Here is a 15,924-nt window from a genome sequence, read left to right on the forward strand (position 1 = left end):
CCTACAGAAAGCAATGCTCGAATTCTACAGCCCATTACACCAGACAGTTAAAGTTATTTGTTACCTATTTCAGTATAACCGGCCTTCCATTTCCATACTCGATGGAGGCGACTTGAATGTATGCCGCTTGGTCAGCCAATTGCTGCAGAGTTTTGTCGTCAGCTACATGGTCATGCTTTGCGTGCGTCTTGCGTTTTTTCCCGATGTCGGCCTTGGCCCCGAATCGAAGCTACTCCTGGTCACACTCCTTGTATTAGGCCTTACCTTGTTCCTGCCGCTTTGGGGTATGAATTCACGGCGGGTGATAGCCAACTTGGTATGGGTAAGCGTGATCATCGGCATCACCTTGCCACTTACAGCGTGGCAGGTCGGCTCTACAGTCCAATGGGCGTTGCCGCTGATCGGCATCTTGGGCGCCTTGGCGATCGTTCTGCTGGAGAGGTCACCACTGCCTTCGCCGTCCCGCCAGCGCCGACTTTTTGAGTTGGATGCTTGGCAATGGGTCGCAGCATTGGGGTTTCTGGCGCTGTTGTGTCTGGCGGCCATGACGATTTGGTTCGGTGCTGGCCAGCAAGCACCCGATGCCAATGCTCTGATCCGTTTGCTGGTCGCCGCCTGCGCTGTACCGCTGGTTTGGGCCAAACGCGTCAGCGGAATTCGCCGAGGAGAAGACCCGGTACGCAACCTCGAAAAATGCGCCGCCTGGCTGATGCTCTGGCTGATGACGTCCAACGTGGTGTTGGCGTTCAATTTCGAATGGCTGAACGCTCACAGTCAAAACCAGATGCCCGTTGCCAGCGCCGCAGGCGTTATGGCCGCACTGTTCGCTTTCGGCTTTGCAGTCAAATTGGCTCCGATCCGTCGCTGGCTCCCCGTGGCGACCGTCGTTTTTGCGATCGCCTGGAGCATGGCGGCTGCGCGAACATTTCCGCAGATCATGGTATCCATGTTGCCCGTTTCCGGATTGGTGATCGGACTCTTCCTGCCGGTCAAACGCCATTGGCTGGCCATGTTGCTGTGGCTGGTGGTCTTGACGTCCCCTGCTATCGTACTTGGATTGCTGCATCACGCGCTCGTCATGCATGGCCTGGTAGGTAGCCTGGTTTTCGGCATGACGCGTTGGCTGAATCAGAATAGCGGCGCGTATTCTGTCGTGGCGGACAGGCCTGATGTTGTCCAAGCGCCAGGAAATTCCTTTCTCGCCGAGACTGCCGGAAACCGCTTCGGCATCGCGACCGCTCTGGTGGCCCTCGTGCTGGGAAGCGGCTGGCTCTACACCTTGAGGTTGGAAGATCATGAGAGCCTCAGGGCAGGTGCGAAACGAAGGGCTGAAGAGCTAGTCCATCTGATTGAACAGTCCCTGCAGGATGCCGAACACATGGCCGAAGCCATGCGTCCAGAGCTGCTACCGGCCATCAGTTCGCAACAAGCGTTTGCAGCTGAACTGGGCGAACTCCAGCGGCTGGCAGGAAAAGGTATTGTTCTGGAATGGGCGCCGAAAGGGATCATCAAATACATTCATCCTCTGCCGGGTAACGAGTCTGCAATCGGCCATAACCTGCTGACCGATCCCGGGCGAGCCGCCATGATCAGGAAGATCATAGAAACCGGCAAGCCGGAATGGACGGGGCCGATCCCGCTGGTGCAGGGCGGGTTCGGCATGCTGTATCAGACGCCGGTTTACCGGAATTCCGCTGCGAAAACCACCCGGAGTTTCGTGGGGGTGGCGCAAAGCCTGGTCAAGCTGCCTCTGGCCGTGGAGGCGTTCATTCAAAGTCAGGATCGCTATATGTACCGCGTCCGAATCGGCGTGGGGAAGGTGGAGCCGGTTCTTGTCCTGAACCAATGGCCCGCGGTGGCCGTGGAAGCGGATGACGACTTGATTGCAGGGCATGCCCGGCATACGCCGCACCACGATCAGGATCACCCACATTGGGGGATTCGGCCTACCTCGGAACATCCGTTGACCAGTCAAATAACCATTGAAGTCAGCGCCATGCCCCACCTGGATGCGAACGCGAGCAAGGTTCCTGCACGTCTGCAAATCATGTTGATCATCGCCTTCCTGCTGGGTTGGCTGGTACGGACCCTGACGCGGCAGCAGATGCGGGTAAGCGCTCTCGCTCAACATGAAAACGAGTTAAGTCAGATGAGAGAAATCCTCTCTCAGGACTTGACCGGAAAACTTCTGTTCGGGGTGGATGGACAGGTCATCTGGATGAATGAGGCTGCCAGCCCGACCTTGAATGCCCCCCCCGAGAAACTTGCCGGCTTTAACTGCTTTACCAATCCCGTATTTTGCGCACGTGGATGGGATGCACTGGCCCGCGCCACACTCGCAGACGGATATCCGCGAGGCTTCGAAAACAGGGAGGGGGGCGCGTTTGGCCAGAAGCTCGATGTCAAGGTCACCTTGTTTCGTGTGACGATAGGCGGTCAGCACCACCTGCTCTCGCAAGTGCTCGATCTCACGGAAATCCACGCTGCCCAGCAAGCTCTGGAGGACAGTGAAGAGCGTTTCCGCCATTTCATGGACAACAGTCCGACCATCGCTTGGCTGAAGGACGAGTCCGGACGCTACGTCTACTTCAACAAGACGTATGAGCGGCTTGTTGCAGGCGCAGATCGGGCGCTATGGCTGGGCAAAACGGATGCTGATCTGTTTCACGCCGAAGTCGCTGCAGAATTCCGAAATAACGACCTGGCGGTATTACAGTCGGGCCAGGCTGCCACTGTCGTAGAAAGCACGGTTGACCGAAATGGCGTGACGCGATTTTGGCTGAACAACACATTCTCCTTTGCCAACGACAAAGGGCAGCGTTTCATCGCTGGCATTGGCTTGGACATCACCGAACGCAAGCAACTGGAAGATGAGTTGAGTGACAGCTGGATGTTTGTGCAGAGGATTCTGGATTCCTTACCGAACCACATCGCCGTAATCGATGCGGATGGGACAATCATCGCGGTGAATGAAGCGTGGCGAAAATTTGCGCATGAAAATGGCAATGGCCAAGGCGAGATGATGCCTACGGGAACGGATGTGGGAGGTAATTACTTAACTGTCTGTAACGATTCGTCAGGTGAAGAACGAAGCACGGCACTACACGTAGCCGATGGTATTCGCAAGGTGCTTGACGGGAAATTGGCGTGCTTCAAATTGGAGTATCCCTGCGCATCGCCCGAGTGTGAGCGGTGGTACTCGCTGGACTTCGTTCCCATTGACGGGGAATCCAAGGGCGTAGCGATCCACACCGATATCACATTGCGCAAGCTGGCTGAGACGACGCTTAGGACACAGACCGCCAAACTCAACGCCATCCTTGAAAACTCCGCAGTAGGGATTGCCCTGGTCAGGGACCGAAAAATCGTCTGGGGAAATTTGAAACTGGCCACCTTGCTCAAGTTGTCGGCTGAGGCCCTGCCGGGATACTCGTTGTCCCAATGTTATGCCACACCTGAAGACTACGACCGTTTCGGACGGGAATGCTATCCCGTCCTGGCTAGCGGCACGCCGTACATCGTGGAGATGCCAATTATGGCTGCCGACGAAACGATTTTCTGGGCCCGTATTTCGGGCCAGGCGATCAATCCGGATGCGCCCCTCGATGCCAGCATTTGGGTGGTTGAGGACATTAGCGAACGTAAGCAGATGGAGCAGAGGTCCAGGCAAATGTTGGACATCTTTGAAGCGTCGCCTGACTTCGTGGGCATTGCCAGTACCGATGGCAAGGCGGTCTACTTGAATCCGGCCGGGCGTGCACTGATCGGTATGTCCAAGGAAGCGGACATTACATCAATGGATATCGGTGAGTTTTTTCCGGACTGGGCTAATAAGCTGAACCAGGAGGAAATCATTCCGTATATCTTCAGCCATGGGCAATGGCATGGAAATTTGGCCTTGCGCCACCGTGACGGCCATGAGATCCCGGTGTCCCACATCGGTACGCTGCATCGAGGGCTGGATGGCCAGTCGTCGTTCCTCTCGGCCATCATGCGCGATAGCCGGCCCGAGATGGAAAGACAGCGGGTGCTCCTGGTTGCCAAGGAGAATGCCGAGGCCGCCAGTCAGGCCAAGAGTGATTTCCTCTCCAACATGAGCCACGAAATTCGTACGCCGCTGAACGGCGTTCTGGGCTTGCTGCAATTGCTGGAGGGCACGGCACTCGACCCGCGTCAGGCCGATTATGTCCATCGGGCCTATCGCACCTCGCGAATCCTGCTGAACATCATCAACGATATCCTCGATATTTCGCGCATCGAAGCGGGGCGCATCGACATCCTGCCCCAGCCGTTCTCGTTGCGGGAAGCGGTGGAGTCAGTGGTGGACACGCTTAGGGACGTCGCGGCCCGTAAGCAATTGACCCTGGCCACCCAATTCGATAGCTCCTGTCCCACTTGGTTTGAAGGAGATGTCCTGAGGATCCAGCAGGTACTGATGAATCTCGGATCCAACGCCATCAAGTTTACGGAGCAGGGCCGTGTCGATTTTCGTATTTCTTGCACATTCCAGTCAGCGCAGAGCGTTGTCGTCCGCTTCGAAGTCCAAGATACCGGCATCGGCATCTCTCATTCGCAGTGCGAACGGATCTTCGAACGTTTCATCCAAGCCGAAAGCGGCAATTCACGGCGATTTGGCGGCACGGGCCTGGGGCTGGCAATCGCGAAGGGACTGGTCGATGCCATGGGCGGGACGATCGGTGTCAATTCCAGTCCCGGGCATGGCAGTTGTTTCTGGTTTGTCCTGATGTTACCCGTGGTGGATGCCTCTGCCTCTGCCTCTGCCTCTGCCTCTGCCTCTGCCCAAAACCTCGCTGGTTTGCGCATTCTGGTTGTCGAGGATCAGGAACTGAATCAAATTGTCTTGATGAATATGTTGGAGAAATTAGGTGCCCATGCCGTATTGGCCAAAGACGGCAGCGAGGCTATCGCGCAGGTACTGGCGAGCAATGGTAGTGCAATTGTCAGTCGGGAACCAACCGATGAGTTGCCATTCGATGTGGTGCTGATGGATATACAGATGCCAGTCCTGGACGGCATTTCAGCCACAAAGATATTGCGCGAAGTGCACCGAATAGCTGACCTGCCCATCATTGCGATTACCGCTGGCGTGGAATCAAAGGACCGCGAGAAATGTCTTGCATCGGGGATGAACGACTTCCTCGCCAAACCAGTCGAGATCGCGAACTTGCGGCGAATAATTCAGCGTCACTGCAAGTGCAATGAACCAGCGGCACATCCTGCACGCCTAGCCCAAGTTGTCGCAGCTTTGGAGAGTCCGCCCGGATTTGCCTTGGCCGAGGCCATTGATCACCTCGGCGGAGATCTGACTATCTTCATCCGCTTGTTAAAGCGGTTTCTGGAATCGTTGGACGTCACACAAAAGGTATTACGTGACGTCCTGCAAGACAGTTCACACGAAGCCACTCAACAGGCCATGAGGCAGCTGCACGCGTTGCGAAGCAGTGCACTGACCTTGGGCGCAATTGAGTTGGCCGATATCACTCGAGAGATCGAGTCGTCGCTTGCTGAAGGAAAGCCTGTCGATCGAATCAGCATTCTGGCCACCCTGACGAGCACCTTGAATCTTGCCCGCAAGGTCTTTTTGGAATGTATCGATCGTTATCAACAGCCTGATCAATCTCGAAACAAGGGAGTCGACTCATGAATAACAGCGTATGGATTGTCGATGATGACGAACTGGCTGCCGCAGTTCCGCGCATCGCGCTGGACGGTCAATTTACGGTAAGCGTAATTCCTTCAGGTGTGGAAGCATTGTCGCGGCTGGAATCCTTCACGCCGGATGTGATTCTGCTTGATATCCGCATGCCGGACTTAGATGGGTATGACACCTGTCGCGCATTGCGTGCCAAGCTGCCCACCGGTGAGCAGCCTGCCGTGATATTTCTCTCATCGCTCGATTCTCTGGAGGATCGGCTACGGGCGTATGAAGCGGGAGGTGATGACTTTCTGATCAAGCCCGTGGCGCCAGAGGAGGTGGTTCAGAAAGTTCGCACGGTGCTTGGATTGATTGGAGAACGCAAACGGATGAGGGCGGAACATGAATCCGTCCAGAAGGTGGCCATGAGTTTCCTGGCCAATCTCGGTGAGGCCGGTATGGCACTCAACTATCTGCGCAATGCGCCGAGTTGCATGAATACGCCATCGCTGGCCCAGATGACGCTTTCCACAGTGTCAGAGTACGGCCTCGAAGCAGCGCTGCAATGCCGGATGCCGTGGGGCAATGAGACATTCAACGCTCAAGGCCCGGCTTCGCCGCTGGAGGAGTCGGTGTTCGCCAAAACGATCAATTTGGATCGCATTTTCCAGTTCAGCTCGCGAATGGTCGTGAACTACCCCCATGCCTCGCTGTTGGTCAAGAACCTCCCTGTCGATGACGAGGAACGCAGTGGCCGTCTGCGCCATTATCTGGCGATAGTCGCCGAGGGCTGCGAGAACAACTTGTGCGCCTTGATCAGCAAGAGCGAAGTCGGGCGTCGCAACCAGCAACTCGCAGCAACTGCGGTGGCGATAGAAACAGCGATCGATACGCTGCGTACCCAGTATCGAAACCAGCAGGTAGAAATGCGGGTGATTCTGCATCAATTGAGCGAGCAACTCGCCAAGCAGATACTGCATTTCGGTCTATCCGATGGCCAGGAAGCGCAATTGAATGCGCAGTTGGACAGTGGATTTGAAAGGGCACTCGACCTGTTTCAGCAAGGCCTGGAGTTCGACACGCAGCTCGGTTCTTTACTTGCCGGTATTCGGGCATCAGGAAGGGCGAGTATGTGATCTAAGGCGTGAGTGGTTGGATCCGGCGCTACCAAGCAGGTGCCGTTTGTCTGGCAGGTTACGTACGCATTGCCGACCGACAAATATTACCTAGCCAAAGTCTGCATTGGCCGAGGAGCTGCCGAATTCTGTTCGGTACAGCAAGCCGCACAGGGCATGGGAGAGTCAGTCAAGCGTCGAGATTCAACGCCGGCAATATATCGCTGAACCCATACCTTTACGCACAACTCATTTCAATGCTCAACCGCCCGAAACACATATAGAGCCAAACAAATTAACCGACTGAAAGAAAAGAAAAAGCCGACCAAAATCCGGGTCGGCTGAATCTTTACTCTGTATGAGTTCGGGTTAGAACGGGATGTCGTCATCCATGTCTTCAAAACTCGGCGTCTTCTTGGCTGGTGCCTGACGTCCTGAACCGGCAGCTGAAGCCGACGGCATGCTGCCCCCGTACTCACCTTCGCTTGCGGACGGCGAGCCCATGCCTTCGCGGCTGCCAAGCATTTTCATTTCGTTACCAATGATTTCGGTCGTATAGCGTTCGTTACCGTCCTTATCCTGCCACTTGTTGGTCCGGATACGCCCCTCCACATATACCTGCCGGCCTTTTTTCAGGTATTGGCCGGCAGTTTCGGCAAGCTTGCCGAAAAAAACGATGCGGTGCCACTCGGTGCTCTCCTTGTACTCGCCCGAGGTCTTGTCGCGGATACGATCGGTGGTTGCGATCCGGATGTTGCAGACGGCGTCGCCGCTGGGCAGATAGCGGGTTTCCGGATCGGCACCCAGATTGCCAACGAGAATCACTTTATTGACCGAAGCCATGTTGCCTCCCAGAATGTGGTGTACGGTGGACGAGAAAAGATGAGCGGATCAGCGCGATTATAGGGGCTTATGCTGGCACCGGTGCCGGCCGGGTGCGCGGCGGTGGCATCGACATGGTCAGCCCGAGCAGAAGCCAGACGAAGGACAGCACGGCTCCGGCCCCCCAGACGGCACCGGCGCCGGCATACTTGGCCAGGATGCCGCCGATGAGGCCACCCAGAAACAACCCGACGGACTGCGTGGTATTGTACACACCGAGTGCCGCGCCCTTGGCATGCGGCGGGGCAATCCGCGAAATCAGCGACGGCTGCGTGGCTTCGAGGATATTGAAAGCGACAAAGAACAGCATCAGCCAGAAGGCCAGACCGTAGAGTCCGCCGGCAAGCAGGCCGAAACCCATCTGCACCGCCAGCAGCAGTACGATTGCAGCATTGAAGATCAGCTTCATGCGGGCGAATCGCTCAGCCAGAATGATTGCCGGAACCATGATGATGAAGGAAACCAGCAGCGCTGGCAGATACACCTTCCAGTGTTCGGCGACCGGCAGGCCCCCCGTGCTGATCAGTTTGACCGGCAGCAACACCCACATCGCTGTGAGCATCATGTGCAGCGCGAAGACGCCGAAGTTCAGGCGCAGCAACTGGCGATTCGTCAGGACTTCGACAAAGCTCTGCCACACTGGTTGCCGTGGCACCTTCGGTGCAGTGGGCACCACTCTGAGCACGACGACCACCGCCAGCAGTGCCAGAATCCCGGTCAGCACGAAGATCCCGGGCATGCCAACCAATACGTACAGCAGTGGTGCTCCGACCATCGAGATGGCGAACACCAGACCAATCGACGAGCCGATCATCGCCATGACCTTGGTGAGATGCTGCTCGCGGGTGAGGTCGGCGGCGAGTGCCGTGACCGCAGCCGAAATCGCGCCGGCGCCCTGCAGCACGCGCCCGGCGATGATCCCATAGATATCGTTGGCAGCCGCGGCAACGAAACTGCCGGCGACAAAAAGCAGTAGCCCGAAGACGATCACCGGTTTGCGTCCGAACCGATCGGAGGCGGCCCCGAAGGCGATTTGCAGACAGGCCTGGGTCAGCCCATAGGCGCCGAGCGCGATGCCGACCAGCGCCATGTCATTCCCCGAAGGCAATTCCTTGGCGTAGATCGAGAACACCGGCAGGATCAGGAACAGGCCGAGCATGCGCAGGGCGAAAACTGCCGCCAGGCTGATGCCGGTACGTTTTTCCTGGCTGCTCATGCGGTCGGTATGGGAGGTGGACATGGAATTTGCTGCCGGACTTCAGAATTGCGTATATTAACAGGTTTGCCCAAGCCCCTCAGATCAGCACCCATGGACGAGATGCGAGAGATAAGGATCCGCGGCGCGCGCACCCATAACCTGAAGAACATCAACCTCGACCTGCCTCGCAACCGACTGATCGTGATTACCGGTCTTTCAGGCTCCGGCAAGTCTTCGCTGGCTTTCGATACCCTCTATGCCGAGGGACAGCGCCGCTATGTTGAGTCATTGTCGGCCTATGCACGGCAGTTTCTGCAGCGTATGGAGAAACCCGAGGTCGATCTGATCGAGGGACTCTCGCCGGCGATCTCGATCGAGCAGAAAGCGACTAGTCACAACCCGCGCTCGACGGTCGGGACGGTCACCGAAATCCACGACTACCTGCGTTTGCTCTTTGCCCGCGCCGGCACGCCGTACTGTGCCGAACACCAGCGGCCGCTCGAAGCGCAGACAGTATCGCAGATGGTCGATCATGTTCTGGCGCTGCCAGAGGGGAGCCGGCTGATGATTCTCGCGCCGGTGGTCGCCAACCGCAAGGGCGAGCAACTAGAGCTGATTGCCGAGTTGCAGGCACAAGGTTTTTCCCGCCTGCGGATCGATGGCCAGATTTACGAGATCGATGCCGTTCCCAAACTCGCCAAGACACACAAACACAGCGTCGACGTGGTCGTTGACCGGCTCAAGATTCGTGAAGACATCCGCCAGCGCCTTGCCGAATCTTTTGAAACCGCGCTGCGCCACGCCGATGGCCGCGCCATTGCCTACGAGATGGACAGCCAACGCGAGCATTTCTTTTCTGCCCGGTTTGCCTGTCCGGTCTGTTCGTATTCGCTATCCGAACTCGAACCCCGGATTTTCTCATTCAACAGCCCACTGGGTGCCTGCCCGAAGTGCGACGGTCTTGGCGTCATCCAGTTCTTCGATCCGAAACGCATTGTGGCTCACCCGGAACGGTCTCTGGCTGCCGGCGCCATTCGCGGCTGGGACCGGCGCAATCCCTTTTACTTTCAGATGCTCTGCTCGCTCGCCGCACACTATGCCTTCGCGATCGATACACCGTTCAACGAACTGCCCGAGAACGTCCGGCAGATTCTGCTCTATGGTTCGGGACGCGCGCAAGTGCCATTCAACTATGTCAACGAGCGTGGTCAGATGACCCTACGCGAGCATGCTTTTGAAGGCATCGTGGTCAACCTCGAACGTCGTTACAAGGAAACCGACTCGCTTGCCGTTCGTGAGGATCTGGCGCGCTTGATCAGCAACCAGACCTGCCCGACCTGCCAGGGCAGCCGTTTACGCGAGGAAGCACGTAACGTACGGATCGGCAGCAAAGACAATGCACGCACCCTGCACGAAATCAGTCGTCAGCCATTGCAGGACGCACGCGACTATTTCCTGGCGCTCAAACTCCCCGGCAACAAGGCGCAGGTTGCCGAGAAGGTGCTCAAGGAGATTGGCAATCGCTTGCAATTCCTGATCAACGTCGGCCTCGACTACCTGTCGCTCGACCGCTCGGCAGAAACGCTCTCGGGCGGTGAGGCGCAGCGCATCCGCCTGGCTTCGCAAATCGGTTCCGGGCTGACCGGCGTGATGTACGTGCTTGACGAACCTTCGATCGGCCTGCATCAGCGCGACAACGAGCGACTGTTGAAGACCCTCAAACAGCTCAGAGACATCGGCAATACGGTGATCGTCGTCGAACACGACGAGGAAGCCATCCGCAGCGCCGATTACGTGGTCGACATCGGCCCTGGCGCCGGCGTACATGGCGGCCATGTCGTTGCCGAAGGGACACCAAAGGCAATCATCGACCATCCGGCCTCACTGACCGGCGACTATCTGGCCGGGCGACGACGCATCGGCATGCACGGCGAGCGACGCCAGCCGGATGCCGCACGCTTGCTACAGATCGTTGGTGCACGTGGCAACAACCTCGCAAACGTCAGCGTGGGCATCCCGGTCGGCCTGTTCACCTGCATCACTGGTGTCTCCGGCTCAGGCAAATCGACGCTGATCAACGACACTCTGTACGCGGCGGCGGCCAGGCATCTTTACGGATCGTCGGCCGAGCCTGCCGAGCACGACCGGATCGTCGGCCTCGATCATTTCGACAAGGTGATCAACGTCGATCAGAGTCCGATCGGGCGAACGCCGCGCTCCAATCCGGCGACCTACACCGGCTTACTGACACCGATCCGCGAATTGTTCGCGGGTGTTCCGGAAGCCCGTTCGCGTGGCTACGGTCCTGGCCGTTTCTCGTTCAACGTCAAGGGTGGCCGCTGCGAGGCCTGCCAGGGCGATGGCATGATCAAGGTCGAGATGCACTTTCTGCCCGATATTTACGTCGCCTGCGACGTTTGTCACGGCAAGCGTTACAACCGCGAGACGCTGGAAGTCCAGTACAAGAGCAGAAACATTCACGAAATCCTGCAGATGACAGTCGAGGCCGCGCGCGAATTCTTTGACGCCGTCCCGGTGGTGGCCCGCAAGCTGCAGACATTGGTCGATGTCGGTCTCAGCTATATCACCCTGGGTCAGGCGGCCACCACGTTGTCGGGCGGTGAGGCACAACGCGTCAAGCTGGCGCTCGAGCTGTCGAAACGCGACACCGGCAGAACCCTGTACATTCTCGACGAACCGACTACCGGGCTGCATTTCCAGGACATCGAGATGCTGCTGACAGTGCTGCACCGCCTGGTTGACCACGGCAATACCGTGGTGGTCATCGAACATAATCTTGATGTCATCAAGACTGCTGACTGGGTGGTGGACCTTGGCCCCGAAGGTGGCGCCGGCGGTGGCCGCATCCTTGCGGTCGGAACTCCGGAGCAGCTTGCCGTGGCTCCGGTCAGCCATAGTGGCCGCTTCCTGAATCTGTTGCTCGCGCGTTACAACCAGGCCAGCACCATTGCAACAGCTTCGAGCTCGGGTGGAACCGACCGTTGAACAGATAGCCACTACCACTATTTGCTGAGACCAGACGAAAGTGGTTCCGCCAGGCCCTTTCACCATTGTGATGCGCTGCCTGCCGCTGGCAAGCACAGAAACTTGTTTGCAGTAATGGAATCCATGCCAGAATTACAGCCTTCCATTCTTGATCGCCACCCTTCCCTAGAGTGCCATCAAAGGCCAGAATCCGGCCAGAGAAATGCCCTTAGTCAATCACCATTAATCACAAGAGGAGATACCATGAACAAGTCCGAAATGATCGACGCCATCGCCGCGCGTACCGACCTGTCGAAGGTCGCGTCCGCGAAAGCACTGGATGCTGTAATCGAGACTATCGTTGAATCGGTTGCCCAAAGGGAGGCAGTAACCCTGGTCGGTTTCGGCTCCTTCAAGGCAAGTGAGCGCGCTGCCCGGGAAGGCAAGAATCCGAAGACTGGTGCAAAAATCCTGATCCCGCAAACCATCGTTCCGAAGTTTGCCGCTGGCGCAACTTTCAAGGCCAGGGTTGCAGGCAAGGACGAGTAACTTTTTAACTTTGTTCAGGGCTCGGTGAAGTCGGCGGGCCTCTAGCAGTAGATCACCCATCTTTTCAACATTCCCCTCTATCGGAGTCCTCAATGCGTATTTCTTCCGCACTGGCTGCAGTCGCCCTGATCCTTTTGCCGCTTGCCGTATCCGCGCAGCAACCTGCCGTCGCCGAAGCCGTGGCCGCCGTCGGTCCTGGCAAGTTCGCCGGTCTGATTGAAGCCAGAGCAACCCTGCTCGTGGAATCAATCGACAAGGCATCGCGCAGCATTGTGCTCAAGAACGCCAGAGGTGAACAAATGAAGGTCATTGCCGGCGACGAAATCAAGAATTTCGACCAGATCAAGGCGGGTGACCAGGTCGTTACGACCTACACCCAGGAACTGATGATGACACTCAAGAAGGGCGGCGGCGCGCTTCGCGAGCGTATCGACAGTTCGCAGCAGGGCTCGGCCTCGGCCTCTGCCGGCCAGAAACCGGCGGCCTACGAGGCGAAAGAGGTTGCCTTCATTGCCGATGTGCAACAGGTCGACCTCAAGAAAAAGACCGTGACGCTACGTGGCGCGAAGAAGACAGTTACCCTGAAGATCAGGGATCCGGAACAACTCAAACTGATCAGCAAGGGTGATCAGGTGGAGGGCATCTTCTCTGAAGCGGTTGCCATCGCGGTTGTCCCTGCACCTGCCAAGGCAAAGAAATAAACCCTTCTTACATTTCCACGATCGAAGGCCTGGCAATCCCTGGCGACCATGGGATTGACGCAGTCAATCGTGCAGAATAGAATGCAAGCGTATTCGGGGGCATAGCTCAGCTGGGAGAGCGTCTGGTTCGCAATCAGAAGGTCGGCGGTTCGATCCCGCCTGTCTCCACAATTAAATTAAACAGTTAGCCAGACTCACAAGGTCTGGCTTTTGTTTTCTGGCTGATCCGACCGATAGGCAACTGGAGCAGGCCTATTGCAGTTCGGCGAAGACCCGCGACTTCATCGCGGACGCCATCAACCCTCCCAGGCAGCCATCAATCGCCGGTTCAGGCGGCCATTCCTTTATAATGCGCAGCTTAAGATCTTTCGAAACAACTGCAATTCCAGCCAACCTTAGCCATGGAGAACTCATGGGATTCCTCGCAGACAAGCGTATCCTGATCACTGGCGTGCTGTCGAAACACTCGATCGCCTACGGCATTGCCAGGGCCTGTCATCGCGAAGGCGCGCAACTGGCGCTCACCTATCAGAACGATCGGTTCAGGGATCGCGTTGCCAAATTCGCCAAAGAATTCGACAGCACTCTCGTCTACCCTTGTGATGTCTCCGATGACATCGCGATCGAACAGCTTTTCGCCGGCCTTGCCGAAGCCTGGGATGGCCTCGACGGTCTCCTGCATTCGATAGCCTATGCCCCCAGTGAAGCCATCGAAGGTGACTTTCTGGAGGGCATCACCCGCGACGCCTTTCGTATCGCGCATGACGTGTCGTCGTACAGCTACCCGGCACTTGCCAAGGCGGCCCGGCCAATGCTCCTGAAAGGCCGTAAGCCAGCTTTGCTCGCGCTCTCCTACCTTGGCGCCGAGCGCACCATGCCCAACTACAACACCATGGGTCTTGCCAAAGCTAGCCTCGAAGCCGCCACCCGTTACCTCGCCTTCTGCCTCGGTCCGCAAGGAATTCGCGCCAACGCCATCTCGGCTGGCCCGATCAAGACGCTGGCCGCTTCAGGCATCGGCAACTTCTCGCGCCTGCTTGCCTACAACGCGCACAACGCACCGCTGCGCCGCAACATCACCATTGATGAAGTCGGTAACGCCGCCGCCTTCATGCTCTCCGACCTTGCCAGTGGCATCACCGGCGAGATCATGTATGTCGATGGCGGGCTGAACACCACCGCACTTGGCAATCCGGAGCCTCTGCCGGGGTGAATGACCGGTACCCGCGTCGGTTCGGGAGGGTCGGCATTCGCCTGCCCGGCGGGTAAGCACGCTTTGGTTTTGGGAGTATGGTCTGCGTAGACAGCAAATCGGGGGGAAGGGCCGGCACGGTTGCCGTCACGGCCCGTAATCGTGACGGCGTGCCTATCTGATCCCTACCGTGGTCTTCGATAAATGGTCGGTTTCAGGGCCTGCAGCCGGTTGCTGATGCCGTGCAGCGATTCGGAATGGCCGACGATGAAATAGCCATTCGGTCTCAGGTGCGGCAGCATGTTCTCGATGACCTTGCGCTTCGTTTCGGCATCGAAATAGATCATCACGTTACGCAGGAATATCACGTCGAAGTCGCCGACGCCGGTGATCGGCTGCGTCAGGTTCACCTGCGCAAAGCGGACACGCTGCTTGAGCTGGTTGTCGATCAGCAACTTGCCTTCCTGTGAGCGTACGCCCTTCAGGCAATACTTGCGCAAGTAGCCTGGCGGAATGCCGGAGATCCGTTCCTGCGCATATACCCCGGCCTGTGCTCGCGCCAGGACGGTCAGGCTGATGTCCGACCCGAAAACTTCCCAGGGGCTGTCGTTGCAATGCTCGGCGAGTACCATCGCCATCGAGTAGGCCTCTTCGCCGCTAGAACTGGCACCGCTCCAGATGCGGAAAGCACCTGCGCCGCGCCGCTCCTTGAGAATCACGTCGCGCAGGAAGTCGAAGTGCTGTGGTTCACGGAAGAAATAGGTCTCGTTGGTGGTCAGCAGATCGATCATCTGCTGCAGTTCATGAGGATGCTGACCGGAGGACACCAGCTGATAATATTGGGAGTAAGTGTCAAATTTGTAATGCGCGAGACGGCGGCCGAGACGGCCCACCAGCAGCACGCGCTTGGCATCGGAGAGGCTGATGCCAGCCAGTTTGTAGATCAGCCGCTGGAAAAGCGCGAACTCCTGGTCGGTGATCGGGGATTCGGAATGGTTCATAAGTCCTCAGAATAGCTCGATGTCGGTCTTCTTTGGTGCGATGAAGAGCGTGCTGGCGTAACGGCTTTCCGCTTCGGAAATGCTCTGGTTGGTCTGCCCGCGCTTGCAGAAGGCTTCGCCGGTCTGCGGGTCGAGGATCACCTTGCGCGACCACGGCCCCATCAGGTCCGAGGCGACCAACTGGATGCCCTCGCGCGCCAGCCACTCGCGGGCGAACTCGGCGTTGCGCTCGCCGATGCTGACGCCGGTCAGCGATGAAATGACATTGCCGCCACCGAAAGCCTTGCCCTGCAGACGCTTTTTCTGGGCGCCACGGGCGAGCATGCCGTTCATCAGTGCTTCCATGCAGAAATTGCCGCAAAGCAGGACGTCGAGGTCCTTGTTGGCCGATTTCTCGAATTTCGGCAACATGAAGTGATTCAGGCCGCCTACCCGGAGCTGCGGGTCCCACAGGCAGACGGCGACACACGAGCCGAGGAGGGTGGCGATCGGTCGTTCGTTTTCGATCGCCCAGCCGCCGGGATTGACGTGGCGCGCCAGGCGCTCGAGGTCGCGCGGGTTGCTCATCTGGACACGCCGCTCATCGCCGCTCTGCGGTGGCCGTTGTTGGCCAGGCGGAAGAAGGTCATCAGCTCCTGCAGTTGC

The 15,924-nt window shown here is 57.7% G+C and carries 10 protein-coding genes and 1 tRNA gene; 7 read left to right on the forward strand and 4 right to left on the reverse strand.

Annotated elements, in window-relative coordinates; genetic code table 11:
- Positions 1 to 13 precede the first annotated feature (13 nt).
- Together AW06_RS01620 and AW06_RS01625 are read left to right on the forward strand one after the other, a co-directional pair.
- A complete protein-coding gene (locus tag AW06_RS01620; protein WP_273704281.1) occupies positions 14 to 5,665 on the forward strand; it encodes a PAS domain S-box protein in 5,652 nt (1,883 codons plus the stop codon).
- Positions 5,662 to 6,792: a response regulator gene (locus AW06_RS01625; protein ID WP_034944583.1), complete on the forward strand. Its 1,131-nt coding sequence runs from the start codon at positions 5,662 to 5,664 to the stop codon at positions 6,790 to 6,792. Before AW06_RS01620 ends, AW06_RS01625 begins: the two co-directional genes overlap by 4 nt.
- A gap of 348 nt (positions 6,793 to 7,140) precedes the next feature.
- Here AW06_RS01625 and ssb read toward each other — a convergent pair whose 3' ends face one another.
- Entirely contained in the window at positions 7,141 to 7,614 is a 474-nt protein-coding gene (gene ssb / locus AW06_RS01630) for a single-stranded DNA-binding protein (protein ID WP_034944586.1), read from the reverse strand.
- 67 nt (positions 7,615 to 7,681) lie between these two features.
- Complete coding sequence (locus AW06_RS01635; protein WP_171047278.1) at positions 7,682 to 8,893, reverse strand: MFS transporter; 1,212 nt, start codon at positions 8,891 to 8,893, stop codon at positions 7,682 to 7,684.
- Between the two features lie 78 nt (positions 8,894 to 8,971).
- Between AW06_RS01635 and uvrA the strand changes: the two genes are divergently transcribed.
- From uvrA to AW06_RS01660, 5 genes are all read left to right on the forward strand, one after another.
- Positions 8,972 to 11,857 carry an excinuclease ABC subunit UvrA gene (gene uvrA, locus AW06_RS01640; protein WP_273704282.1) on the forward strand — a complete coding sequence of 962 codons (2,886 nt, stop codon included), beginning with the start codon at positions 8,972 to 8,974 and terminating at the stop codon, positions 11,855 to 11,857.
- Positions 11,858 to 12,100: 243 nt separating this feature from the next.
- Positions 12,101 to 12,385: an HU family DNA-binding protein gene (locus tag AW06_RS01645; RefSeq protein ID WP_034944589.1), complete on the forward strand. Its 285-nt coding sequence runs from the start codon at positions 12,101 to 12,103 to the stop codon at positions 12,383 to 12,385.
- Positions 12,386 to 12,477: 92 nt separating this feature from the next.
- Positions 12,478 to 13,086 carry a hypothetical protein gene (locus tag AW06_RS01650; protein WP_034944592.1) on the forward strand — a complete coding sequence of 203 codons (609 nt, stop codon included), beginning with the start codon at positions 12,478 to 12,480 and terminating at the stop codon, positions 13,084 to 13,086.
- A gap of 95 nt (positions 13,087 to 13,181) precedes the next feature.
- A tRNA-Ala gene (locus tag AW06_RS01655) sits at positions 13,182 to 13,254 on the forward strand.
- 244 nt (positions 13,255 to 13,498) lie between these two features.
- Positions 13,499 to 14,299: an SDR family oxidoreductase gene (locus tag AW06_RS01660; protein WP_034944595.1), complete on the forward strand. Its 801-nt coding sequence runs from the start codon at positions 13,499 to 13,501 to the stop codon at positions 14,297 to 14,299.
- Between the two features lie 164 nt (positions 14,300 to 14,463).
- On the opposite strand, the gene AW06_RS01665 is transcribed toward AW06_RS01660, so the two are convergent.
- Complete coding sequence (locus tag AW06_RS01665) at positions 14,464 to 15,279, reverse strand: protein-glutamate O-methyltransferase CheR (RefSeq protein ID WP_034944597.1); 816 nt, start codon at positions 15,277 to 15,279, stop codon at positions 14,464 to 14,466.
- A 6-nt stretch (positions 15,280 to 15,285) separates the two neighbouring features.
- Positions 15,286 to 15,846 carry a chemotaxis protein CheD gene (locus AW06_RS01670; protein WP_034944599.1) on the reverse strand — a complete coding sequence of 187 codons (561 nt, stop codon included), beginning with the start codon at positions 15,844 to 15,846 and terminating at the stop codon, positions 15,286 to 15,288.
- Between the last annotated feature and the right edge of the window lie 78 nt (positions 15,847 to 15,924).

The sequence above is a fragment of the Candidatus Accumulibacter cognatus genome (genome assembly GCF_000584975.1).
GTDB classification, from domain to species: Bacteria; Pseudomonadota; Gammaproteobacteria; order Burkholderiales; family Rhodocyclaceae; genus Accumulibacter; species Accumulibacter cognatus.